This window comes from Nocardia sp. NPDC006982 (assembly GCF_042869435.1).
In the GTDB taxonomy this organism is placed as follows: domain Bacteria; phylum Actinomycetota; class Actinomycetes; order Mycobacteriales; family Mycobacteriaceae; genus Nocardia.
Window position 1 is genome coordinate 730,708 of the sequence record NZ_JBIAFV010000003.1, and the last position, 24,641, is coordinate 755,348.

The 24,641-nt window shown below is 64.0% G+C and carries 23 protein-coding genes; 14 read left to right on the forward strand and 9 right to left on the reverse strand.

Annotated features, from left to right (window positions below; genetic code table 11):
• Position 1: 1 nt before the first annotated feature.
• The 6 genes from ACFYOW_RS16760 to ACFYOW_RS16785 all read right to left on the reverse strand — a co-directional run bounded on the left by ACFYOW_RS16760 (position 2) and on the right by ACFYOW_RS16785 (position 8,330).
• Positions 2-1,015, reverse strand: coding sequence for an MlaD family protein (locus ACFYOW_RS16760; protein ID WP_387288725.1), 1,014 nt, complete (start codon positions 1,013-1,015; stop codon positions 2-4).
• Positions 1,015-2,100 carry an MlaD family protein gene (locus ACFYOW_RS16765; protein WP_387288727.1) on the reverse strand — a complete coding sequence of 362 codons (1,086 nt, stop codon included), beginning with the start codon at positions 2,098-2,100 and terminating at the stop codon, positions 1,015-1,017. The genes ACFYOW_RS16760 and ACFYOW_RS16765 overlap by 1 nt, the downstream gene beginning before the upstream one ends.
• A 2-nt stretch (positions 2,101-2,102) precedes the next feature.
• Entirely contained in the window at positions 2,103-2,891 is a 789-nt protein-coding gene (locus ACFYOW_RS16770) for an MlaE family ABC transporter permease (protein WP_387288728.1), read from the reverse strand.
• Positions 2,892-2,977: 86 nt separating this feature from the next.
• Positions 2,978-3,877, reverse strand: a complete 900-nt coding sequence (locus ACFYOW_RS16775; protein WP_387288730.1) for an MlaE family ABC transporter permease — start codon at positions 3,875-3,877, stop codon at positions 2,978-2,980.
• A 491-nt stretch (positions 3,878-4,368) separates the two neighbouring features.
• Positions 4,369-7,644: a protein kinase gene (locus ACFYOW_RS16780; protein ID WP_387288732.1), complete on the reverse strand. Its 3,276-nt coding sequence runs from the start codon at positions 7,642-7,644 to the stop codon at positions 4,369-4,371.
• 404 nt (positions 7,645-8,048) lie between these two features.
• Positions 8,049-8,330, reverse strand: coding sequence for an aldo/keto reductase (locus tag ACFYOW_RS16785; protein ID WP_387288734.1), 282 nt, complete (start codon positions 8,328-8,330; stop codon positions 8,049-8,051).
• Between the two features lie 757 nt (positions 8,331-9,087).
• Between ACFYOW_RS16785 and ACFYOW_RS16790 the strand changes: the two genes are divergently transcribed.
• The 12 genes from ACFYOW_RS16790 to ACFYOW_RS16845 all read left to right on the forward strand — a co-directional run bounded on the left by ACFYOW_RS16790 (position 9,088) and on the right by ACFYOW_RS16845 (position 20,015).
• Complete coding sequence (locus ACFYOW_RS16790) at positions 9,088-9,354, forward strand: hypothetical protein (RefSeq protein WP_387288736.1); 267 nt, start codon at positions 9,088-9,090, stop codon at positions 9,352-9,354.
• 779 nt (positions 9,355-10,133) lie between these two features.
• The gene (locus ACFYOW_RS16795; protein ID WP_387288738.1) at positions 10,134-10,922 is read left to right on the forward strand and encodes a hypothetical protein; all 789 of its coding nucleotides are present in this window, start codon (positions 10,134-10,136) and stop codon (positions 10,920-10,922) included.
• Positions 10,910-11,695 (forward strand): hypothetical protein, encoded by a 786-nt coding sequence (locus ACFYOW_RS16800; RefSeq protein ID WP_387288740.1) that lies wholly within the window; start codon positions 10,910-10,912, stop codon positions 11,693-11,695. Before ACFYOW_RS16795 ends, ACFYOW_RS16800 begins: the two co-directional genes overlap by 13 nt.
• 95 nt (positions 11,696-11,790) lie before the next feature.
• On the forward strand, positions 11,791-12,996 hold the full coding sequence (locus tag ACFYOW_RS16805) for a hypothetical protein (protein ID WP_387288742.1): 1,206 nt from the start codon (positions 11,791-11,793) through the stop codon (positions 12,994-12,996).
• Complete coding sequence (locus tag ACFYOW_RS16810; RefSeq protein WP_387288744.1) at positions 12,984-13,742, forward strand: hypothetical protein; 759 nt, start codon at positions 12,984-12,986, stop codon at positions 13,740-13,742. Before ACFYOW_RS16805 ends, ACFYOW_RS16810 begins: the two co-directional genes overlap by 13 nt.
• A gap of 71 nt (positions 13,743-13,813) precedes the next feature.
• On the forward strand, positions 13,814-13,945 hold the full coding sequence (locus ACFYOW_RS16815; protein WP_387288746.1) for a hypothetical protein: 132 nt from the start codon (positions 13,814-13,816) through the stop codon (positions 13,943-13,945).
• Complete coding sequence (locus ACFYOW_RS16820; protein ID WP_387288748.1) at positions 13,942-14,196, forward strand: hypothetical protein; 255 nt, start codon at positions 13,942-13,944, stop codon at positions 14,194-14,196. Before ACFYOW_RS16815 ends, ACFYOW_RS16820 begins: the two co-directional genes overlap by 4 nt.
• A 69-nt stretch (positions 14,197-14,265) precedes the next feature.
• Complete coding sequence (locus ACFYOW_RS16825) at positions 14,266-14,619, forward strand: hypothetical protein (RefSeq protein ID WP_387288750.1); 354 nt, start codon at positions 14,266-14,268, stop codon at positions 14,617-14,619.
• Positions 14,597-15,748, forward strand: coding sequence for a tyrosine-type recombinase/integrase (locus ACFYOW_RS16830; protein WP_387288751.1), 1,152 nt, complete (start codon positions 14,597-14,599; stop codon positions 15,746-15,748). Before ACFYOW_RS16825 ends, ACFYOW_RS16830 begins: the two co-directional genes overlap by 23 nt.
• Complete coding sequence (locus tag ACFYOW_RS16835) at positions 15,745-17,787, forward strand: tyrosine-type recombinase/integrase (RefSeq protein WP_387288753.1); 2,043 nt, start codon at positions 15,745-15,747, stop codon at positions 17,785-17,787. The genes ACFYOW_RS16830 and ACFYOW_RS16835 overlap by 4 nt, the downstream gene beginning before the upstream one ends.
• A 113-nt stretch (positions 17,788-17,900) precedes the next feature.
• Complete coding sequence (locus ACFYOW_RS16840; RefSeq protein ID WP_387288755.1) at positions 17,901-18,272, forward strand: hypothetical protein; 372 nt, start codon at positions 17,901-17,903, stop codon at positions 18,270-18,272.
• A 543-nt stretch (positions 18,273-18,815) separates the two neighbouring features.
• Positions 18,816-20,015 (forward strand): DUF4192 domain-containing protein, encoded by a 1,200-nt coding sequence (locus tag ACFYOW_RS16845; RefSeq protein WP_387288757.1) that lies wholly within the window; start codon positions 18,816-18,818, stop codon positions 20,013-20,015.
• Positions 20,016-20,117: 102 nt separating this feature from the next.
• On the opposite strand, the gene ACFYOW_RS16850 is transcribed toward ACFYOW_RS16845, so the two are convergent.
• From ACFYOW_RS16850 to ACFYOW_RS16860, 3 genes are all read right to left on the reverse strand, one after another.
• On the reverse strand, positions 20,118-20,294 hold the full coding sequence (locus tag ACFYOW_RS16850; protein WP_387288759.1) for a DUF6374 family protein: 177 nt from the start codon (positions 20,292-20,294) through the stop codon (positions 20,118-20,120).
• Between the two features lie 328 nt (positions 20,295-20,622).
• Entirely contained in the window at positions 20,623-22,722 is a 2,100-nt protein-coding gene (gene fxsT / locus ACFYOW_RS16855) for an FxSxx-COOH system tetratricopeptide repeat protein (protein ID WP_387288761.1), read from the reverse strand.
• Positions 22,723-22,859: 137 nt separating this feature from the next.
• On the reverse strand, positions 22,860-23,270 hold the full coding sequence (locus tag ACFYOW_RS16860; protein WP_387288762.1) for a hypothetical protein: 411 nt from the start codon (positions 23,268-23,270) through the stop codon (positions 22,860-22,862).
• A 248-nt stretch (positions 23,271-23,518) separates the two neighbouring features.
• Between ACFYOW_RS16860 and ACFYOW_RS16865 the strand changes: the two genes are divergently transcribed.
• Together ACFYOW_RS16865 and ACFYOW_RS16870 are read left to right on the forward strand one after the other, a co-directional pair.
• On the forward strand, positions 23,519-23,752 hold the full coding sequence (locus tag ACFYOW_RS16865) for a hypothetical protein (protein ID WP_387288764.1): 234 nt from the start codon (positions 23,519-23,521) through the stop codon (positions 23,750-23,752).
• Positions 23,753-24,133: 381 nt separating this feature from the next.
• Entirely contained in the window at positions 24,134-24,622 is a 489-nt protein-coding gene (locus tag ACFYOW_RS16870; RefSeq protein ID WP_387288766.1) for a single-stranded DNA-binding protein, read from the forward strand.
• The last annotated feature ends 19 nt before the right edge of the window (positions 24,623-24,641 follow it).

Below are 24,641 nucleotides of genomic sequence, written 5' to 3' on the forward strand. Positions count from 1 at the left end.
CTCAGTGTGGGTTGCATATCACGACCTCGCTACCATTCAGAAGAACCTTCACGTCAGTCGGGAGTTTCGCGAGTCCATTGCTGCACGACATTGCGCCGGAATCCGCCTTGAGAGCCGGAACCTGCAGGCCGGCGAACGCACCTGGTAACAGCCGCAGCGACTCGGCCGCCGCCGGCACCGACGAGAACGCACTGCTCAACAACTTGTCGATATTCAATTCCGGAGACAAACCGAGCTCTATCAGCATCTGGTCGATTGGACGAGTGAAACCCGGCCCGAAGTCTGCCGTCTTGTTGAACAGATCCAGTACGGTCATCGCTTGTCCGACCGCATAAGCCAGCGAATGGAGAAAGTCGATCAAATCGGACGATTTGCCGCCCATTGTGCCGGCGAGGCGATTCAGGTTCGCGGTAAGGACCGATATCACTTGTTCGCGATCATGTGCATAATTCGCCAACGTTTGCACGCTGTCGAGCATGGGCGCAAGCCCGCCGCCGTCTCCCTGGAGCAGTGAGATGGCGTTCTGCGTGAACTTGTTGACCTCATCGGTGCTCATGGTGTTCAACACCGGCTGCAGGCCGTTGAAAAGCTGGGTGATGTCGAAGGACGGCTTGGTCTTGTCGGCCGTCATATGATCGATCGGCCCACCGGGATCTTGCGGGACGGCCAGATCGACGTAGCGTACGCCGGTGAGGTTCTGATATTTGACGGCGAGCACGCTGTTCGCGGTCAACTCATACGGCTTCTGGAGCGTAAGTCCGACCTCCGCGAGGGTCTGTCCGCCGCGGCGTACCAGTTTTATCGATTTGACTTTTCCGATGAGCACGCCTTTGTTCCGCACGTCACCATCGATATGCAGTCCCGAAACATCGGTGAAGTCTGCCGTGTAGGCACCCACCGCGCCGTCGACCGGATTCCTGATGGCGTTGATGACCACCACAAACAAAAGGATGGCAATGATGGCCGCGATTGCCAGTTTGATCGCGGTGCCGACGACCCGAACCGAATGAGTCATCACGGCGTCTCCTCGTGAGGCTGCTGAGGCAGGCCGGTCAATTCCAATGGCGTCGCAATGGCCGGCAGATTGTCCAGTACCAGCCGAAGGTTCAACGTTTTCGCGTTGTCGGGACCGGTGAATGCCTTGTTGTATCGATTGACCAGAGCCGAAATCTTCGCTGCCGCGTTGCCGCCGTCCAGGAGGTTCGGCACTACGCCTGTAAGTGCCGCCACGAGCTGCGTCATCGGGGTCAGTTCGGTGTTGTGTGACTGCAACAGGTTTCCGGTCGTGAGAAATAGTTTTCCGAGAACTAGTTCGATGCCCTCATCCAACTCGGCCCAATATGCGTCACTGTGCCCGAATGAACCATCGGGATTTCTGTTCGCATTATTGTCATACATGGCATAGAGCGCATCGATGGCCTCCTGACTGAATCCGGGAAGGACATCCAAAGTGTTGTTCATATTCGAGAGAAGCGTACTGGGCAACGCTTGCTGCGTCTGCGCCACCCGATTGGCGAAGACAATCCCCGCCTGAATCATGGGAGTCAATCCGTCCGTGTACCGGATAACCTTGTCCAGGGAATCGATCATCGATTTCGTCAGCGTGCCGTCGACGACTATCGAGCCTTTCGCGATCATTGTCGACATCGTGAAGTCACCGGCCGATGTTCGATCGATGACCTGTCCCGAAGCGAGCGGCGCGCCCCCGTTCTTCCCACCTAAGTTCACGGCGGTGACCCCGAAGTAGTTCTCCGGCCGAAAATCGACATCGACCGCGTCGGTAAGGCCACCTACATCACTCGGTTGCAAGGACAGGTTCATACGGACTGTGTTGTCGCCAGAACGGGTCAGTTCCGATACCTCACCGACCTCTGCTCCCCGCAGGATGACCTTCGTCCCGGTGTGGACACCAGGTGCCACCGCAGGTACATCGATGGCGAGATCGATGGTGTCTTTGGACTGGAATACCGGGTACATCAGCTCATACCCGGCAAAAGAGACGCCCACCATCGCGATCACCGATACGGCGGTGATCCTCAACTGCCACGCCTGCTGCCGATCGCTGCCGCGGATGAAGTCCTGATTTCTGACCTTGCTCATCGTCATCCTTTGAAGATCAGGACCGGACTCAGCCCCCAGATGGCCACGGTCATAGCGAAGTTAAGAACCACGATCACAACGAGGCTCGCTCGAATAGCCCGGCCGGACGCGGCGCCGACACCGGCCGGTCCGCCGGATGCGAAGTACCCGTAGTAGCAGTGGATCAGGGTAACGGCGGCGCAGAAGACCATGACCTTGATAATCGAGGCAACAAGGTCCGGGAAGCTGAGGAACATCCGGAAGTAGTGATCGTATGTTCCGGCTGGCTGTGTATGGAACGTCTTCACGACAATGCTGCCGGTCACGAAGCTGATCACGAGTGCCATCAGGTATCCGGGGAGTACAACCAGCATGCCTCCGATCAGTCGGGTGCCGACCACGAACGGAATCGCGCGCAGACCCATGGATTCTGTGGCGTCGATCTCCTCGGAGATCCGCATGGCGCCGATTTCCGCGGTCATACGGCAGCCGGCTTGCGCGGCGAATCCGACGCCGGTGATGATCGGAGCGATCACGCGGAGGTTGCCGAACGATCCGATGATTCCGCTCAGTGCACCGAACCCGAGCAGGTTGAGAGCGGTGAACGACTCGATCGCGACGACCGCGCCGACCGCGATGCCCAGAAAGAACATCAGGCTGATGACACCACCGTCGACAATCAGCGAACCACTCCCCCAGGCCATTTGATTCATGGTTTTGAGGGTCGCCTTGCGATAGTGGCGAACGGTTATCGGGAGAAGGTACAGCGTCTTTCCGACGAAGACCGTGACCTGCCCGATCTCGCCGAGCATGTTGTCCAGTCCACGTCGTACCGAGCGCAGGGACCGTCCGAGGACTGATCTCGCTGTAAATGAAGCGTAGTTCGAAGTATCCATAATCATGCCAGGTGCGATGGAAAGAACATCTGCTGAAGTTGACTGACCAAAAGGTTCGTCATGAAGATGCAGAAGACGCTCAGTACAACCGAAGCATTCACCGCATCCGCGACCCCTTTCGGCCCACCTTTGGCTTCGAGGCCGCGCAGGCTTGCGATCAGGACCACGATCCCAGCGAACAGCAAAGCCTTGATCACAGCGAAGAGCACATCCGTCGGTGTCGCGAACGCACCGAAGGTCTGCCAGAAGCTCCCCGGGACAACGTGGTTGACGCTGGACGAGATCGCCAGCCCAGCGAATACGCCCGCTCCGATGATGATGATGCAGAGCACCGGCGCGATCGCAATCATGGCAAGGAAGCGCGGCATGACCAGTCGCTCGACCGGATCGACTCCCATGACCCGCATCGCGTCGATCTCCTCTCGGATCGACCGCGCCCCCAGGTCCGAGGCGATCGCCGACGCTGCCGCACCACTCATCAGCATTCCGGCCGCCATCGGCGCCCCCTGGCCCACCACGCCCAAGCCACTGGCGGCGCCGGCGAGCGAGTTCGCACCGACCTGATTCATGATGCCGCCGACTTGAACCGCCACTTCACCACCGATCGGAATCGCCATCAGCAGCCCCGGCAGCGCGGTGACTTTGAGCAACAACCAAGTCTGGTCGACGATTTCACCCACGGGCAGGCGGAATCGCACCAAGCCGGTAACCGCATACCGTACGACTGCCGCAGTGAGTTCTGCTGACCTTCCAATCGTCGCGAGCGAACGCTTCGGAGCCTCCCGGAAGTACGTGATGACGCGACGTTCGCCGCCGCCCCGCTTCAGCTCGGGCTCTCTACTCGGCAAGTGTTCGAAGCCATCCGACACCTGCTCGGCGATCGACGGCGGCGCGGACGTCATCGAAGGGCTCCTTTTCCTACCCGCGTGTTCGTATCCGATCGCTCCGCCAGGAACCCACCCATCAGGTGCGTCGAGGCGCAGATGAGGTCTGCCATCAGGGCTCCTTCAGATCATCAGCACAGCCGAATCGAACGATGTGATCGGAATCATACATCGTGGTTATATATATAACTAGGTGCTCCAAGTGGCGTCAATACCTAATCCGTCCGGATCATCGACCTATGAACTTCGCGCCGCATCGCCGCTGCAGACTTCTGCCATACGACGGCAGCCCGTTTGAACCCCTCCCGGAAAGCCAAGTCCGAGACCGCGTCGGGCCCACATCGTCCTGCGCGACAACTTGGCAGATCCCTATGTGATGCGTCACAGACCGACGGTCATGAGACTCTAATGACCCCCACATAATCAAGTCAACCAGGTCATCTATATGGTCGTCCGACCACATAGAGCGGAACATCGAGCGAGTCAGCCTCTACGCACTGGCGAGGCAGTCAAGAACTCTCTTGCAGTGATTGGCCCACGACCCAAGCGGCGATTTGGGCGCGGGAAGTGAAGCCGAGTTTGGTCAGAATGTGCTCGATATGCCCGTCCGCGGTGCGTTGCGAGATCACCAACTTGGCAGCGATTTGCTTGTTCGTGAGTCCTTGGGCCACAAGGTCGGCGACCTGGCGCTCACGCTTGGTCAGCTCTGCCTGATTCGAATTCGGCATCCGCTCGGTTCGCTCTCCCAGTGCGTAGGCCACCGCAGCCGTCATTCCCATCGCCTGGCCGCGCCGGAACGCCGCATCGAATCGTCGTTCACCGAGTGCGCGACGCACCATGTGCTCGCACTCGTCATGAGACCGGGACAACTCTGGAAAGAAGACCGAAACACCGGAGGCGGAGCGCAACAGATTATCGACCGCACCCATCAGAACAGCCGCACGCTCACCTTCGGCATCGGCAACGGTCCAGGCCAACCCCTCGAGATCGAGCGCCACAACCACCGGACTGCGCACGCGCCGGTTGACCCGCAGTGATTCCTGCAGCGACTCTTGTGCTTGGGATCGCTCGCCCTGCTGCCATTCCGTAATACCGAGCCCCCAGAGCGCGGTCGACCGAAATAGCGATTCACCGCACGCTGCAGTGATGGAGAGCAATCGCTGGTGATACTCGATCGCCCGGCGCGGATCGCCTCGCAATGCGTGGGCCCAAGCGAGCAGCATCAACGCCGCAATATGGAGATGTCCTCGCTGATTCGAACCGAGCTCCTCGACGGCGCGCTCTAAGAAGGCAACGGCGCGAGCGGGTTCATCTCGATATAGCGCCACGAGGCCGTCGGCGTAGGCGATCAGCGCCTGAGTCAAAGGAGTGCGGTCCTGTTCAGCGAGCGCACGCGCCTGCTCCAGCAACGAATCCGCCGTCTGGAGGTCGCGCTGCGCAGCAGCCATGGCAATGCTGGCATGAAGCGCCCTGACACGGTCGGATATCGACCGCGCGGCGGCATGGGCGAGGGCACGGTCGAGCCAGCGCCGACCTTCCCCGAATAGCCCCCGAAAGGTCCAGAACACCATCAGCGCCGCGGCGGTGCGCTGCCCGGCCTCCGCCGATTCCGCGCTGCGATCGGATATACAGAACTCGAGTGCCTCGCGCAGATTCGGTTGCTCTCGCTCGAGCCGGGCGAGCCAGTCGAGCTGCCGGTCGCTGATCCACTCGGCCTCGGCATCCAATGCCAGCCGCTGGCACCAATCGCGATGCGCTCGACGCAGATCCTGGTATTCACCGATCTCGTGCAGCTTTTCCCGCCCGAAGTCCCGCACGGTCTCGAGCATCCGGAAACGCACGACACCATCCAGCTCCTCCCGGTTCACGATCGACCTATCCATCAGCGACGACAAAGCGTCCAGCAAATCCGCCGGCGGCGACTCGATACCGCACACCTGTTCGGCAGCGTCTAGTTCGAAGCCGCCGGTGAATATCGACAACCGGGCCCACAACCGCTGCTCCATCGGCGTGCACAACTGATAGCTCCAATCGATGCACCACCGCAGCGTCTGCTGGCGTTGCGGCGCGGTGCGGCTGCCGCGGGTCAGCAGCGCATATCGGTCGGTCAGTCGCGCCAGGATTTGTTCCGGTGACATCGTGCGTATCCGAGCCGCAGCCAATTCGATCGCCAGCGGCAATCCATCCAGGCGCGAACAGATCCCAGCCACAGCGGGCCCGTTGTCCGCAGTGACCTCGAAACCCGGCACAACCGCCGCGGCACGCTCGGCGAACAATGTCACCGCGTCATACTTGGGCAGTCCTCGCAGCGTCGGCTCGCCATCCGGGCCAGGGATGGTCAGCGGCGACACCCGCACCACAGTCTCCCCGGCGATATCCAGCGGCTCCCGGCTCGTCACGAGAATCCGCAGTCGTGGACACGACAACAGCAATGTCTCGACCAGGTTCGCCAACGCCTCAACGACCTGCTCTCCATTGTCCAAAACAAGCAACGCTTCCCTGGAGCGCAGAAACTCGACCAGCACTTGCCGCATCGACCGGGCCGAATCGTCACGCAGGCCCAGGGCGGCCGCCACCACGTCGATCAGCAGTGACGGATCACGCACATCGGCGAGCTCGATAACTCGTACACCATCGGCGAAATCACGGCGAGCATTCGACGCCGCCCGCAGCGCCAGCCTGGTCTTGCCGACCCCACCGATCCCGGCCAACGTCACCAGCCGCGACACCGACAAGAGATTCTTGATCTCCGCCAACTCCGCGCGACGGCCGACGAAACTGGTCAACTCGAGCGGCAACTCACCCGAACTGCCACGACCCGCCGTAGTCTGCGACGGAGCCGGTACCCGCATCGGTGCCTGCTCCGGAAACCCAGGGGCCGCAGCCGGTGTCCCGTGCACAGCCATCTCGGCGATTTGGTATCCGTGCTCCCGCTGCACCTGCCGGATCGTCTCGCCGACCCCGGCCGCAGATGGCCGCTTTTGCGGATCGCGGTTCATCGCCGATTCCACAACCGCCGACAGGTCATCGGGAATGCCGCTTTCGCGTAGGTCCGGCACCGGCTGGCTGGTGATCCGCAAAAACTGCGCCACCACCTGCTCACCACTACGACGCTCGTATGCGGCATGCCCGGTCAGCGCGCAGAACAGGGTCGCACCGAGCCCATAGACATCCGCGGCCGGTGTCGCGGCGTCGCCGCCGAGCACCTCCGGTGCGGTGAATGCCGGGGATGCGGTCAGGATGCCCGTGGCCGTCTCGAACCCACCGGCGATGCGCGCGATACCAAAATCGGTCAACGCCGGCTCACCGTAGTCGGTGAGCAGAATATTTCCCGGCTTCACATCTCGATGCACGATACCGAGCCGATGTGCGCTCTCGAGCGCGCCGGCGATCTTCACACCGACCCACAACACCGTTTCCGTCGGCATAGTCCCCTGCCGACGGATCCACGCATCCAGTGAATCCAACGGGTGGTACGGCATCACAAGATAGGGCCGCCCCCGCGCGGTGACACCTACCTGCAACACCGTCACGATGTTCGGATGCCCGGTAAGCCGGCCCATCGCTTGCTGCTCGCGAAAGAACCGCTCCTGGTTGTCAGCGTCCAACTCCGCAGTCAGCACCTTTACCGCGACCGTACGATCCAAGGCCACCTGCGTGCACCTATACACGACACCGAAACCGCCGCGACCGATCTCCTCGGCATTCTCGAACCCGGACGCGCCCAACTCCACCGCAACGGGGATGTTCTCGTCACGGTGGGTCCGCAGCGGATCATCGACCATCAGCGGTGCGCAATCCACTGGGCATGTGCGCGATCACCGGGCACCATGCGCTCACCTTCCGACAATGCCCAGCGTATCGCCAGCGAAGGTGAATGGTCTGCCAGTCCGCGACGCGAGTTCCTGGTTCTGCATCAGGCGCTAGCCATTGGAGACGCGGCGGGATCCACTAGCCACGCCCGCGCCATCGACACCCATAAATGGCGCTCCAGCCCCGCATCCTAACCCCTCGCCGACAGGCACAGCCCCCTACCATTCGCACAAGCCGCCGCTGGCGAATAGCAACCGGATCGCCGAGTCCGCGCAGGTTCGGAGGTCACCTGTCACCACCGCGATTCCGAAGTCGCGTCGGCGCAGCCGAACCTCTGCGCCACCCAGACGCTCGTTCGCCGCCGCATCCGTCAGGTCTAGCTGGCCATGCCACCTTTGGCAGCGATGACCAGCTCGTCTGGGTAGGGGTGCAGCGCCGTGCGGATAAGGTGTTCGGTGGTGGTCGGGCCGTAGGCGTCGGCGGTGTCGATGTCGTTGCAGCCGAGGTCGACGGCGTCGCGCAGAAGTTGTCTGACCTTGTTGGCCTCGGCAGGGCTGTCCCAGTGACCGGTGCCAGTGAGTTGCATTGTGCCGTAACCGATTCGGTTGACCGGCAGGTCGCCGCCGATCGAGTATGTGCCGCTGGCTGCGGCGGGCACTGTCTTCAGCCCTCTGACATCGTATTTGCCCTCAACACCCCGGCCGGTTCGGTCAGCGCATGGTGCGGAAACCGTCCTCACGATCAACTATGCGCCGCGCCGGGACACGGCACCGCCGCTTATGCCGTGTGGCGCGCCGGTCAGTATTGCCATCGGGTGTGGTCTGCGCTTCTGGCCCTACTCACCTGCCCCGAATGTGCCTGCGCGCAAGGCAATACCTTCGCACCATTTCACGTGGGTCGTGTGGAATGCCGGTGGGTACGCCAACATCTAACGGCTGACGATGTCCGGTTGCGAAGTCTGGGCTGGAGAACGCAGCTGGGATGGGTACCGATGTACTCGTGGATGGACAATACCTGGAGCGGACGACATCGGACTGGTCCTGTACACGTCTTTCGGCATATCTGTAGCTACCGCTCGTATTGGCTGTTTGTCCGCTCTGATATCCGCGCACCCGATGGGAATAGCGTCCAGTGTGTTATCCCCGATCGGGGGACTGCCCCATATTGCCGTTCGGCGGTATCTCGTTGCAATGTAAGGTCTTTCGAGCAGTATCAGTTGCTGAGCGCGTGGGTTGTGGGCCGACGATCGGCCCGGTCTGCGCGCGATGGTCGGCGGTGACGGGCTTCGGTCGACCGCCGGTTGAGCCGAGGACTGCTGCGCCTGTCTTCGCGGTGTCGTTGGCGGCAGCTATTAGCTGGCGGGCCTGCTTGGGCGTGATTTCGAGCAGTTCGGCGACTTCGTCGTCGGTGTTGCCTTGCTGGCGGATCGTGGCGGCGGCGTGCGCTTGCCGTTGCCGGTGCTCGGCTATTTCGGTGGCCGCTCGCTGCTTCGCGGCTGTTATCTGCTGATGCAGGGCAGCGATTCGGTCATCACGCGCCCGCTCGATGTTCGTGATCTCTTGCCAAGCGGTGATGTACCGCGTGGCCGCTGCGGTGACAGCCTGTTCCCGTTTGCGAGCGGCATCGCGGCGATCACGGATCAGCGCTCGAGAGCGTCGAATTCGTTCGGTGGCTTCTGGTGACCGAGTGCCGCGGGCACGACGGGGCGCGATGTTGTCGTTCATGCCGATCCCTAACCGGCTGATCCGCGCGTCAATCCCCAACCAACAGAATACGCGCCGATCCGCCGGTGACGGATCTGGTCTTCTGCAATTCCGTTGCCCAATCGCTGTGCCGCCCGATCAGTCCTCACCCCGGTGCGGCTGCACCGTCCAATTCCGCTCTAATTCTGTGTCTTTCGCTTCACGCGGACACCGCCAGCGAGACATCTCGGTTGTCCCCGACGTTCCACCATCTGCCAGCAAGTAGCTGAAATCCCCCACTGATCCGAACGCCAGGCCCGAGCACAGCTCGGGCCTGGTGTTCTTTCGTGTCCGGAAGGTGTTGCGCCATGCCCGAATCCCCTCCCCCTCCAGCGTCGTGTGTCGTATGCCGGTCGACCGATTCCGGGCGCCGTTACCCAGTTCAGGATCACTGGGTTTGCCAGCGCTGTCTGCCGGATCTGCCGCGCTGCGATGGCTGCCGTCACCAGGTCGTCGCGGTGAACGACACCGCGGAGCAGTACCGGCTGTGCGCACGGTGCACCGCCGGGTGGGTCGGTTGCGTGTCCTGTCGGCGCCTGACCGCCCCATATCAGCGCACCGATTCCGGTGAGGTGGTGTGTGGGCGTTGCGCGGAGGTCTTCTTCGAGTTGTGCACCGGTTGCAGCCGATTCAGCGCTACCAGCCGTTACGTATCCGGCGGCGGCCGTGTGTGTGGTCGATGTGCCGAGCATTACTCGGACTGCCGTGGCTGCGGCACCTTGACCCGTGTCGGCGGGGATTGCGATACCTGCGATCACCCGCATCACGTCTGGAATTACAGCTACAAACCCGACCCACGCTTCCACGGGAACGGGCCGCTGTATCTGGGGATGGAACTGGAAATCGTTGTCCCCGAACACCACTACCCGCAATGCGTCACCCTCGCCGGCGATCGCCTCGGGCTGTCGGGGTACCTGAAGCGGGATTCCTCGATCGAGCCTGGTGGGTTTGAGTTGGTGACTCACCCGATGTCGTATGACTACGCGATCGGCGAGTTCCCGTGGCCGCTACTCAGTCAGCTCGCGGAGTTGGGTTGTGAGACCAACACCGACGTCGGGCTGCATATCCACGCCAGCCGTGCCGGATTCAACTCGCCAGCCCACATCTATCGGTGGATGAAGATGCTCTACCGCAACGAGTCCGCCCTCACCACGATCGCGCGCCGCCGCTCGCACTACGCACCCTTCGATCAACGAGCGCGAGCGAAGGTCAAAGACACCGCCAAAGACCCGCTGCACGCATTGGGATTGAGCCGATATCAAGCGATCAACCCCTACCCACGAAAAACCCTGGAGCTCAGGGTCTTCGCATCCTCGCTGAATGTGCAGCAGGTGCAGGCCGCGTTGGCGTTCACCGCCGCCTCCATCGACTACACCCGCGACCTGCGTGTCGCTGATGTGCGGGCCGGGGCATGGGAATGGCCGCGCTTCGCCGCCTGGCTCATCCAACACCGTGGCCTCTACCAGCCGCTGCTGGCGGAGTTAGAGGACCTGTCGTGTGCTTGCTGACCTACTACCCGCCCGGCACACCACCAGATCCGGTCGCCTTGTCGGTCGGGGCGAGGGTGAACCCGCACGGTCACGGTTTCGCCGTCATCGCGGGGACCCGCATCATCACCGGCCACGGCATGGACGCCACGACTGTGATCGACCACTTCGCCGCGGTGCGTACACGCTATCCGCGGTGGGCGGCGTTGTTCCATTCCCGATACGCCACCCACGGCGACCGCACGGTGGCGAACTGTCATCCGTTCCGCCTCGGCGATGACCCACGAACGGTGCTGGCGCACAACGGGACTCTTCCCAAACGCGTCCATCCCGGCCCCTATGATCCCCGCTCGGACACCCGTATCGCGGCCGAGGAATACCTGGCTCGGCATCCGTTCGGGTCGATCGACACCCACCGCGGCACACGAGGGCTCGAGTCCTGGCTGGGCAGCAGCAAGCTGGTAATCCTCACTGTCGATCCCGCCTATCGCCACAGCGCCTACCTCTTCGGCGAACAGGCCGGGCGGTGGGATGGCGGCATCTGGTACTCCAACACCAGCTACCAGCCACGGCCGTGCCGTCCGGTTCGCCGCGTTCTGTGCCGGTCCTGCCTGAACGTCGACTTCGACCGCAACGGCCGCTATTGCAGCCGGTGCGGGTGGTGCTTCGACTGCGACACCGTGTTCCCCGACTGCGAGTGCGCCGGGGACCATCGCGCTGGTGGTCCCCCGCCTCCACGCGGCCGGCTTGTCCTGACGTCCTCCACGTCGCACCGGCTGCCGAGATCGCCGTGAGCCGTATCCGCCGCTGATTTGTCCCTGCGAACCCCGCGCCCAGCGAATCCCGCTGGGCACGGGGTTCTTTCCATTTCACCGAAAGGTCTCCCGTCATGCCCGCATCCGTTGTGGCCGACTCGGCGTGCTCGCAATGTTCTGATCGGTTCCCGATCGCGAACCTCACTAGGACCGTCGATGGCGAATGCCTGTGCGCCTCCTGTGTCGATGACCTGTCGGTGTGCGTCGACTGCGGCGGGCGCACCCGCAGCCCGCACCTCACCAGCGACGACACCCTGCTGTGCGGGCGGTGTGTGTCCGGATGGGGGCGGTGCGCGGACTGCCACGCCTACAGCCGCACCACCACGACCGCGGTCGGTGGCCGCGAAATCTGCGGCAACTGCGTCGGCGACTACCAAACCTGCGACGACTGCGCCCGGCTGTGCACCGACACCTACGGCGTCCACGGCGGAAACCGAGTCTGCGACACCTGCCTCGACGAGGACTACCGCGAATGCGCCGAATGCTTCGACCTCATCCCCTACGACGACACCTACTGCCAGGACTGCACCCGCCCTGAGCACCCGGAGGTCTACGGCTACGACTACAAACCCCAGCCCCGCTTCCACGGCACCGGGCCGCTGTTCCTGGGGCTCGAACTCGAAATCAAAACCCCCACAGCCATTTTCGACAATGCCGTCGATACCGCGCTGGCACACCTCGGTGACCTCGCTTACCTGAAGGAGGATTCCTCGATCAGCCCGTGCGGGTTCGAACTGGTCACCCACCCCATGTCCTACGAATATGCGCGCACGGAGTTTCCGTGGGGGTTGCTGGCCCGGCTGCGGTTGCTGGGCTGCTACACCGACAGCGACGTGGGCATCCACATCCACCTCTCCCGTGATGGGTTCGACTCCCCCGCCCACGCCTACCGGTGGCTGAAATTCGTGTACCGCAACCAGACTCAGGTCACCAGGTTGGCGCGCCGATCGTCCAGCTGGGCGGAGTTCTCCCCGCACGCGCGCTCGAAGGTCCTCGATTTCGCCAAGGGTGAACGGGGCGCGGGCCGCTACCACGCCATCAACGTACGCCCCGAACACACCTTCGAACTACGCATCTTCGCCAGCTCCCTACAGCAACAACAGGTGCAAGCCGCCCTAGCCTTCGCGGCTGCATCCGTGGAATACACCCGCTCTCTGACTGCGGGCGATATCGCGCGCCGCCGCGGCTGGGAATGGAGCGCCTTCACCTCCTGGCTTCGTGGCCGCCCGCAGTATTCACCGCTTCTGTCCGAACTGGAGGACCTGGCATGTGCATCCTGACCTTCGTCAAACCCGGCATCAACCCAAACCTCGATGCCCTGCGCGGTGGCGCGCTGGCCAACCCCCACGGTCACGGCTACGCCATCATCACCGGCAACACCATCACGGTCGGACGCGGCCTCGACGCCGAGACGATGATCACCGAATTCGCCGCCCTCCGAAACCAATACCCGAACGGGACAGCGTTGTTCCACTCCCGCCTGGCCACCCACGGACCACGCACGGCCGACAACTGTCACCCGTTCCTGGTCGGTGGCGATGAGCGAACGGTGCTCGCGCACAACGGGATCCTGCCCGAGAACGTGCACCCCGCCCCGGGTGATCTGCGCTCGGACACCCGCATCGCTGCCGAGGAGTTCCTGCCGCGGCGCCCGTTCGGGTCACTGGATTCCTGGGCCGGACGTGCGCGGCTGGAAGATTGGCTCGGCCTGGACAAGATGGTGCTACTCACCGTCGACCCCGCCTACAAGCATCCCGCCTATATCTTCAACGAATACCGCGGGCATTGGGACCAGGGCAGCTGGTACTCCAACCACACCTACCTACCCGCACCGTGGGCCAACCACGCCACCGACTACTGGGGCTACTGCAGCGAATGCGGCGAATTCAACGACGACCCCACCGGCCCGCACTGCGTGGTCTGCGGGTTCTGCGCCGACTGCCTACGCGTGTTCCCCCAATGCGACTGCCCGTCCTACGACGGTGAGGAACGCTACGCCGACCTGTTCGACCTCGAAACCGCCTGAACCCCAACCCATTCCTCACACCGCCATCGGTCTCGCGGTAGTGACTCCCTTGACGAAAGGCGCGAATTCGCATGAATCCAGCCCACACCCCGATACGAGTACGCGATATCCACCTACACCCCATCACCGCCACCACAACCTTCGCCGTGGTCGACCTGCACGACCACGACCCGCGCACCGGCGGCCGCTGGATCTCGGTGTGATCGCCACCGGCCAGCAGCTGCTGGCCTGGATCGAAACCAACCTCCCCGACCTCGACGAGGACCGGTTCGGTCCCTGGCAAGCCGAGCCAGCGACCACCCCTGGTGCGCGCACCGCCCACATATATGTGCGCATCCACAGTCCCGCAACCCCTGACCGGATCACCACGATCGCCCTGTCCGCGACCCCTGATCCGCCTGGCGTCCGTCACGCACCGAACGGTCTCGGTGCGCCACAACCAGATTCGAGGTGACCATGACCGACACCCCCGCCTCCCCGCCGCACGCACACACCTGTACACCCTGCGATGCCGATGCGGTTGATGCACGCGCCGACCTCGCACGGGCTCGTGGTTCCATACATCACGCTGGCGCACCGCGATCGCAGCCACCCGGTGTGGGGAGCCCTCGATCCCGTCCGTCGACTGCACGCGTTGACCCGCAAACTCTGCCAGGTCTGCGGGCAACCCCTCCAGATCTACGGCGAACCGTTCGGCGACCGGGTCGTGCTGTATCTGCGGCCCAGCGATTACCTGCGCGGAATCGCGGTCGAGCCCGGTGTCCATCAGGTTATCTCGACACCTGGGGCCGCACCGGTGCTGTGTGATTGTGCGCGGAAGGATCGGCGGCGACCGTTCTTCCCGAGGAGATCACTTGCGCGCTGCCCGAGTCATTGACGAGACCGGCATCATTCTGTGGGAACTCGTTGGTGAGCACGCCGATATCGAGTTAGCCAACAGGTTCCTGCGACATCTACACAACAGGGGGCTTTCACCGAACACCGTCGTCGCCTATGCCCGAGATCTGACCCACTTCTATCGATTCCTGGCAGAACGGTTCCTCGGCATCGCATCCGTCGGACCGGCGGTGATCACGGACTTTCTCGACTATATGGTGCGCCTCCCGGTCAAGACGCCAGGAAAACGTCAGACGCTCGCCGCGGTCACGGCCAACGCTCAAGGAATCGGCGTCCGACGGTCCCCGGCCTCGATCAACCGAACCCTCGCCGCAGTGTCCAGCTTCTTCGAATTCGTCATCCTCATCGAGGAATACACTGCGGAGAACCCCATTCGGAAGGTCGATGACCACGCGCTCGCGCGCGTGCCCGATCGGCACCGCCCGTTCATGGGCCGTGCCAGCCGACAGCAGCCGGTGCGCCGCGCAGTACGGGTCAAGACCGTCCGGGCACTACCGCGGCCCATGGCCACCGACGATATCGATGGTCTGCTGGCCCTGCTCCGCACCAGACGAGATCGCGCCGCGGTACTGCTGATGCTCGATGGAGGTCTGCGCCCCGGCGAAGTCCTGGGGATCCGTATTCCCGAAGACGTGGAATACGGGCGCCGCCGGGTCTACGTGCGCCACCGCGGCGATCATCCTCGGGGCGCACGGCAGAAATCCCGCAGCGACCGTGTCGTGGACCTGCACGCCCCTCGGACATTGGCCGCGGTCAGCGACTATGTCATGCACGAACGCCCCCAGCACACCGGCTCCCCTTACCTATTCCTTCTGGGCGGCAACGGCTCTCGACGCGGTGAACCGCTCAGCTATCAAGCGTTGTGGCGCGTGTTCAGCCGATGCTGCGACCGTCTCGGCATCCGGACCCCATGGACCACCCCGCACGCTCTACGCCACACCCACGCGACCTCGATGTGGGAATCCGGGATGAGAGAACTGACCCTGCAGAAGCGGCTCGGTCATGCCTCCCCCGAGTCGACCCGCCTCTATACCCGGATCAGCGACAGTGAAGTTCTCGCCGACTACATCGCCGCCACGACACGATCACACTCGGAGGCCCAGCGATGACGGCTCCAGCGTCCTCGGACAGCCCGAAATGGTTGCAGCACTTCACCGAAAGCGAATACAACGAACTGCTGGCGGGAACCTCATTCCCCAGCCAAGCCAAGACCGATAAGCGGCTGGGCCGAAAGGACGCCATCGCCCGCTGGCCCGACCTCACCAAATGGCGCCATGCCCCGCTGGCCAAGCGACTGGTGCACTGGCCGGTCGGTGCGACCAACCATCAGCGCGAACGGACCGTCGCGCAGCGGTTCTACATGTGTGCACTGGCCATGGACGGGCGACTGACACTCGACTACCCGTGGCTGGTGGTGCACCCATTCCCCGACCTCGCCAACCGCAGCGGTGTCGCTCTGGGATTCGGGCCGAGATGGCTCGACATCCCAGCGAAGGAGGCCGAGCGGATCGGCTACGCACCAAATGTCGGGCGCCGATCATTGCAGTGGGCCTGTGTCCGAATCGCGCTGGCCAACAACGACTCCCGATGGGAAATGATCGACACCACGCGGATCGAGCAGCTACGTGAGCAGATCATCACCGTCGGGCAGCGCCCCGATCTGCAGCAATTGCGGCCACCGACCACGGATGCGGACAGCGTCCACTGGCGCCGATCAACTCGGACCTACCCGCACGTCGCGCACGTCGTGCTCCACGGTCTCGGCGTCATCGACCAAGCGCCACGGATCATCTCCCACCGGCTGACCCAACAGCACGCGCTGCCCAAGGCAACCGCCGAGATGGAACAGATCATCGAACGCTACCTCGACCGCACGGTACCCAACCGCGACCGCGTGCGCGGTAACGTCCGCGGACGCCTGCACACCTTCACCGCGTGGTTGGCCCGCCACCACCCCGAGGTCACCAGCTTCGCGCACCTAACCCGTGAGCACCTCGAGCAGTTCATGACCTGGGTCAACACCGACTACTACCACTACCGCACCGGCGTGCCGGTCAGTATCGAGACCCGCCGTTCGACGATCTCCGTGCTCAACGTATTTCTCCGCAAAACCCTGGCCTGGCAATGGGACGGAATTCCCAACCGGCCCCTACTCAGCCATCTCGACCTACCCAAGATCGTCGAGCGAGTCCCGCGCTATCTGCCCGCCGACCAACTCGCAGCAATCGAGGAACAGATCCGCGCCCTCAAGGATCCCTACCAGCGCGCAGCCAACCTGATTGCCCGCTGGGTCGGACCGCGCCGCAGCGAGATCCGACGCTTGGAACTCGACTGCCTAGACACCTACCCAGACGGGCATCCGCGCCTGCGGATCCCAGCCGGAAAGACATACACCGAACGCGTCGTCCCACTGCACTCCGAGGCCGCCGACGCACTGCGCGAATGCATCAACGCGACCCGCCATCGCAAACAACGACCGCTCATCGACGAGGTCACCGGCAAACCAACCCACTACATCTTCCAGATCCGCGGACGTCTCATGTCCGACCACCGGCTATTCGACTCCGCCCTCCGCACCGCCTGCGACAACTCCGGCCTCGTCGACCACACCGGAGCCAAACTCGTTACCTCCCACCGATTCCGGCACACCGTCGGCACCCAACTCGCCGAGCAAGGAGCCCGCCTGCAGACCATCATGTCGATCCTCGGGCACTCCAGCAGCACCATGAGCTTGATCTACGCTCGCATCACCGACACCACCGTGCTCCAGGACTACAAAGACGCACTCCAACCAGGCGCCCGCATCGCCGGGCCCGCCGCGGCGGCCCTCCGCAACAACGAACTTCCCCGAACCACAATCGACTGGCTGCAAAGCAACTATTACAAGACCGCACTCGAACTCGGCCACTGCCTGCGCCTGCCCGAGGAAGGCCCCTGCGAATGCGATCTCTTCCTCACCTGCTCCAAATTCCTCACCACCGCCGAATACATTCCCCGGCTCAACGAACGGCTCTGTCTGGAGCGCAACCTCGCCAAGGACGCTCTCAGCCACGGATGGTCTCGAGAAGTCGAGCGGCACAACGCTATTGCAGCGCGACTCCAAACTCTGCTAACCGAACTCGACCCCCGAGACGAATCGATACGCTAACGTTCGTCCACAGGCCAAGCAGCCGATCCAACCCACGCAGGTCTGCCTCACCACCCGATCCGGGTGTCGAGATAAATCCCGAATGCGGGCACTATTCCCGGCGCGTGTGCCCGATGCTGGACGGGCGCAGCAGCCGATACAACCCGGCCCGGCTCGGCGAACGCCTGACCCGCTGTGCCGCCCCCGACTGCGGCGGCGCCCGATGGGCCGTGACCGAACACGCCTCCACGACACCGTCGCGGGAAGGTCAGCCCGCCGAAGCCTGGTATGAGGCATGGCTGGCGCTGTTGGACTACACCATCGTCTCCGCCCCAGGCAACGACAGCGTCGCACCCGCGCTCGGTATCGACATCCGCAATGCCCGCCTGTTGAAACTTCGCAAGATCCGCGACGCCACACCCACCGACACCGGTGACCGGCCGATGGATCTACTCGCCGCGCTCATCGCCGCACGCGAACTCCTCGGCGGCGCAAGCCATTCGTAGTGACCACACCGAAGCCGCTGGCACACACTCGTTCGCGGGAGTGTCAGGCCGACAGCACCGAAACCGCTGAGCCGGTGAACAACCAGCCACAGTCCCCGCATCGCTGCGGCATGCGTTGACCCATCACCGGTAACCTCCCGCCCATCGCAGGCGCCCATCGCAGGCGCGCAGCGCAGTGCTTCGATCTCATAGGCGAACTCGCTCGGCGGTGTCCGCCAGGCCAGAAGTCTCGTGGTCGATTCGGATCGCCTTGGCCGACATCAAATGCCGCCGCGAACAAGCCCGACCCCAGCGACCAGGAATCGATCGGCACTCACCTCGGCACTGTGGACTCCCCATGCCGTCCTGTTCGTGCACGGCGATCGGATCGCCTCCGCTCGCTGAACGTTCGAGTCCTCGCGCGCCAGCGGGTGGCCTTATCTGCCTTGCCCTGTCCTCGGCGACGACATCACGGCGGTAACCGCGTCGTCTGCCGGTCTCCGCAAACCCCGTGACCACCACAGTCCGTGAGCCACCGACGCAGGAAGGTTGGGACGAAATCCCATGTCCGACAACACCGATGACGATGCCCGATCCCAGCCTATCGACCCGGGAATATCCGATCCGGGTGAACCTGCCCAGGATGCCTTTGCATCGAATGCCTTGCATGTGAACGATCCCGGCGAATTGATCGTGGCGGTGCCCGCGATGGTCGGGTTCGTACCCGAACGCTCGCTCCTGGTCACGCTGCTGCAGGACACACCGGACCCCGACGGCGCTCCGATCATCGATGCGGTGGCACGGTTCGACCTGTACCTCGACAGCTACGGTGACGAACGACCGGGGTCGGCAGCAGCCTACGCCGAGGCCGTCGCCCGCATCTGCGCCACGGAGGGCTCGGCGGAGATACTGGCGGTGATCGTCGATGACCGGGCGCTACCACCACACCCGGCCCCTGACCGGCACCACACGCGTGCGAGGGGCCACGCCGGGTTGATCGAGGCGTTCGCACAATTGCTCGCCGACCATCAGGTGCTGCTGGCCGGGGCGTGGGCGGTGCGATCAATCGAAGCGAACCAGCAATGGTGGAGCCTGCTTGACACCGAACATCATGGGACACTGCCGGATCCGGCAGCCTCCATGGTCACCGCCGCGCACGTGTTCCACGGGCGAGCGATCCGAGCCACACGATCACAGCTGACCGATCTACTCGCCCCCGACACCGAGCTGACCGCTCAAGTCGCCGTGCACCTCGAACAATCGGTCGCGGCGGCGCACGACCGGTATGCCGCGGCCGTCCGCTCTGGCGATCCCGACGCCTATCACCGGCAAACGCTCGAGCGGGTGCTGTGCCAGATCGCCGACACCGACTCCGGCACGACACCGACTGCCCCCGAATTCGCTGATCTAGCGGTGGCACTGCGGGACCGGGTGGTGCGCGACGCCTTGTTCGGGCTCGCCGTCGGTGAGCACGCCGACGCCGCCGAACGCCTGTGGCTGGCCCTCTCACACGCGACCTCGGGCACCGACCGAGCCGACGCCGCAACACTTCTCGGATACAGCGCCTACATCCGCGGCGACGGCGTCCTCGCCGGGATCGCCGTGCAGGCCGCCCACCACGCCGACCCGACCCACGCCATGGCGACCCTGCTGACGACCTGCCTGACCACCGGCATGCGACCCGAGACCATGCGCCGCCTAGCTCACTGCGGTCACGACATCGCCACCGCCCTGGGCATCGACCTCGGAGCAGGCACACGCTGACCCCAGCCCGCTCTCAATCGGTTACCGGGGCCCGCCCCGGACCGGCACTGGCTGCCCCCGTTGCGACCCCACCGTTGGGCCGCTATCGATGCGGGTGGTTGGTCAGGGGCGTGGCCGTGTCTCCTCGGCGTAGATCCGCATCCCGTCGGCCACCTTCCGCGCCGCGTGCTCGAGCTGATCGGGACTCAGATGTTTACCGAACGCTGCGGCGTTGAGCAGCTGTTCACGGACCTGATCGAGATTCATCCACGCCCGGTCCAACCGAGAGAGTTCGGGCATGAACCCGACGATACCGCAGATCGAACATATGTACGCATCTGGTGTTATACACGGTGATATGCGACGGCCAGCCCGGTCCTCACGGAATATCACGATCACCTGCCGCCGGTGCCCATGTTCGCTGAATCGGAAATCAGCTTGAGTTTGTTGTGCAGGAACCACATTCGGTGGATCAGATGCTCGGAGTGCTGGTCGGGTCCAGCCCAGCCTCACACTCGACCTGCTGATGGACCTTGTGGCCAGCTTCGATCGCCAGCTCGAGAATCTCGGCAACTGACTATATTTTGACGCTGTTCGCGCCGGTCGCGCATGTGGTGTTGGGTGCACCTCAACTAGACATCAATGGAATTTGAACCCCTCGATTACTCAGACCGGGCCGATTACCCACAGCAGCCAGTCGCTCGCGCACTCCGCGAACAATCCGAACATCGTGGTCGAACACCCGCTCCACAACAGGGAGCAACTGTTCGTAGAGGGCGATCGCCTCACCCGTGCGCCCCACCGACTCATAGGCGTCGGCGAGGTGGTAGCGGATGCTCAACGTACCGACGTGCTCGGTGCCCATCATGCGCTCCCAATCAGGGAGCACCTGTTCGTAGAGGGCGATCGCCTCACCCGTGCGCCCCACCGACTCATAGGCGTAGGCGAGGTTGTAGCGGGTGCTCAAGGTACTGGGGTGCTCAGCGCCCAGCACCCGCTCCCGATCGGGGAGCACCTGTTCGTAGAGGGCGATCGCCTCACCCGTACGCCCCAGCGACAGATAGGCGCGAGCCAGGTTGTGGCAGGTGCTCAAGGTGTCGGGGTGCTCGGCGCCCAGCAGCCGCTTCCGATCGGGGAGCACCTGTTCGTAGAGGGTGATCGCCTCGTCCGCGCGCCCCACCGCCCGATAGGCGCCAGCCAGATTGTGGCGGGTGCTCAAGGTACCCGGGTGCTCGGCGCCCAGCACCCGCTCCCGATCGGGGAGCAACCGCTCGAGCAGGGCGATCGCCTCACCTGGTCGGCCCGCCGTCCGATAGGCGCCAGCCAGGTTGTAGCGGGTGCTCAAGGTGTCGGGGTGCTCGGCGCCCAGCACCCGCTCCCGATCGGGGAGCAACCGCTCGAGCAGGGCGATCGCCTCACCCGGCCGCCCCGCACTCCGATAGGCGTCGGCGAGGTTGTGGCGGGTACTCAAAATGTGGCGGTGCTCGGCACCGAGGTGGGTTTCGGCGTCGAGGAGTGTTCGGCGGGTGTAGTCGATCGCTCGGGCGAGGTCCGCGGCCGCGGTCAGCTGATTGCCAGCCCAGATCCGTGCGTTGACCACGCGGGCTGTGTCGTCGGGGTCGAGGCCGGTCAGCCCGGTGGCGGTGATGGCGTCGATGTGGTCGATGAGCCCAGCGCCTTCGATCCGGCGCTGCCAAGCCTGACCACGGTCGAACAGGCAGGGTTCGATCACGTCGAGGGCATAGCCCAGCAACCGAGCCCGGGCCTGGTCACTGTCGGCGCGGTCGCGTATAACGCGGGCGACGAGCCGGTGCATCACGACCGCGGTCCGATCAACCGAGCGAGTGAGCAAACTAGCTTGCACGCAACGGGCCACGGCTTCATCGCGGCGCCCGCCATAATCGGGCAGCAGGTCGCGGGCCACACCTGCAGGCGAAAGCATCGCAACGAGTTCAAGCACGCCTCGGACCGCGGTATCCAACGCGGGGTCACCACTGGAGGCTTCGGTGGTAGCGATCGACAGCAGGATCGCCCGATGCACCTGCAAGGGGTATTCGTGCCCCGCTATCCGGGTGAACGCCTGGTCCCCGAATCCGGCAAGCAACCCCAGATACGTCTCGTAGTCGATACCCAGACGCTCGATCGTGGCCGCGGCCTGGGTCAACGCCAAGGGCAGATCACCCAGTTCCCTGCCCACCCGATCCGCACCGTCGGTATCGGCGAGCTTGGTGGCTTTCTTCAGATAGCGCAGGGACTCACGGCGGGTATAGACCGTGAGATCCAATGCGGCGCCCAGGGTGGTGAAGGCGTGTTCGGTGCTGGTGATCACCACCTTGATCCCGGTCGCGGCCGGTAGGAACGCTTTGACCTCATCGGGTGCGGTGGCATTGTCCAGCACCAGCAATCCCGCCACCGGGCGTCCGGTCCAGAACTCGCGCAACCGGTGCGCCGAGACCTCCGAATCACCATTGGGGTCATCCACACCCAGACGCTGCGCGATCGCTGCCAGCCCTTCCAACAACACCCCCCGGGATTCGGCGTTGACCCACCCCACCAACCCCTCACCATCACCGGTCAACACCTCGCGGGCATAGGCGGCGGCAAGCTCGGTTTTACCAACACCCCGCATCCCTGTCACCACCACGACGACCGGCGAACGGTGCACCAGCTTGCGCAACCGGCCCAACGGCGCACGAGTGATGAAGTCGACCGGCTGCTGCGGAACCATCCCCACCACCCGCCCCGACACAAGACCCGGTCCCGGTGCGCGAGCCGGGGTTACGCCGATAGCAATGCTGTGAGCGGTCACCCCCGCGAGATTGATGCCCCCCGCTTGCTGGTGTGGTGACGCGGCCGGGGTGGGGGTTACCGGCGCGCCGAAGGAGGGTCCTGATCGCGGCGCCCCGCCTGCACCGAACCGATCTCGATATCCCCGTCGAACGTGCCCCCGACCACCCGCACACCGGTCCCGCTCGCCTCCACCTCCCGGATCCGCAACGCCGCCGCCGACACCCGCTCCAAATCCACACCCACCGCCACACCCGCAGCGGCCTCGTGCGCGCGGACCGCCGCGATCAACGCTTGCGCCGCTGCCAGCAAATCCTCATCACCTTCAGCGCCCGCGCGCTGTAGGTCCTCGGCTAACACCGCGCGGCGTGCGACCGAATCAGGTTGCTGCTCCACCGATTCGACACCAACCCGCCCGACACGACCCGACACCAGAGCCTTCAACTTCTCATAAGCATCGTGCACCACCTGCTTGGCAGTATCGCTCATCCCCGCCACCGCACCCACGGCTACCGCCTCAGCCACAATCGCCGGCACCGTCTCCAACACGAGATCCCCTCCCAACTCCCCGCACCCCCATACCGGGCGAGGCTATCGATGTTCTGAGTTCTGACTGCCGGATCCTACGCCGCCCACACACGCCACTCCAGCGATACCGAAACCAGCGTTGATGCTTGAAAAATGCGACAGGCCAACGTCATCCGCATCGGGCTGAGCATGCACCAGACCCCGTCCGAGTGCAGCTGACTTCGAACATCTCTAAGGAAACGAGGAGAACACGGCGAAGGGACGTCATCATCGCCAAACACGAAACCGGTTTCGACAAATCCTTGTGGCGCACCACCTCCGAAGCCGCGCAACGCTACCTGCACTTCCTCACCGAGGCCGCCGGTCTCGACTTCACTCTCTCCGATGTCGAACAAGCCGCCGCCGGAGACATCGACTACCACGACATCGATATCGCCGCCTGAACCCAGCCAGATCGGCGGGCCCGGTGGTGCCGAACCCCTCCCGCAGACAGCGTTCAGGAGGTCGGTGTGCCCGAATCCTGTTCTCGTCAACATCATTCGAGTCAGGTCTGGAACGAGAAACACTCAGCACTGGCCGAAAGCACAGGGCCTTCGTACCGCAATCACCGTCATCGGAATCTGGCTACCGCGCCCGCACTGAGGTTCACGCCCGTTCCCGGGTTCACCAATTCCAACGGGTCGTCCACGCAGACCTGAACGGCGAACTGCGTCCGACAGCGCAACTGCACCCCGTGGGTTCGAGAACCCGCGGTTCCTCAAAATCCCCTGCTGCCCTGAGCATCTGGGAGCAGCACTGTCCACTACTATCCTTGGAGGATCATCATGGCCGGAGACACGGTCATTACCGTCATCGGAAACCTCACTGCCGCACCCGAACTGAGGTACTCGCCCGCGGGCGTCGCGGTCGTGAACTTCACCGTCGCCTCGACCCCACGCTACCTCGACCGCACCACCAACGAGTGGACCGACGGCGACCCCTTGTTCATGCCCTGCAGTATCTGGCGCGAGGCCGCCGAGAACATAGCCGAGTCCTCGCTGCCCCGCGGTGCACGAGTGAGCGTGTCCGGACGACTCAAGCAGCGCAGCTACCAGACCCGCGAGGGCGACAAGCGCACCGTCGTCGAGCTCGATGCCGACGAGGTCGCCGTATCGTTGCGCTTCGCCACCGCCACGGTGACCAAGACCAGCCGGCGCGCGAGCGCGCGCCCCGACACGAGTTCCCGTGGGAGCTCTGATGATCCGTGGGCGTCGTTGGCCGCGCGGGAACCGGCGTTCGCCGGTGCCGGGGCCGGTGAGGAGCCCGGCTTCTGACTCGATGACTTCCGCTCAC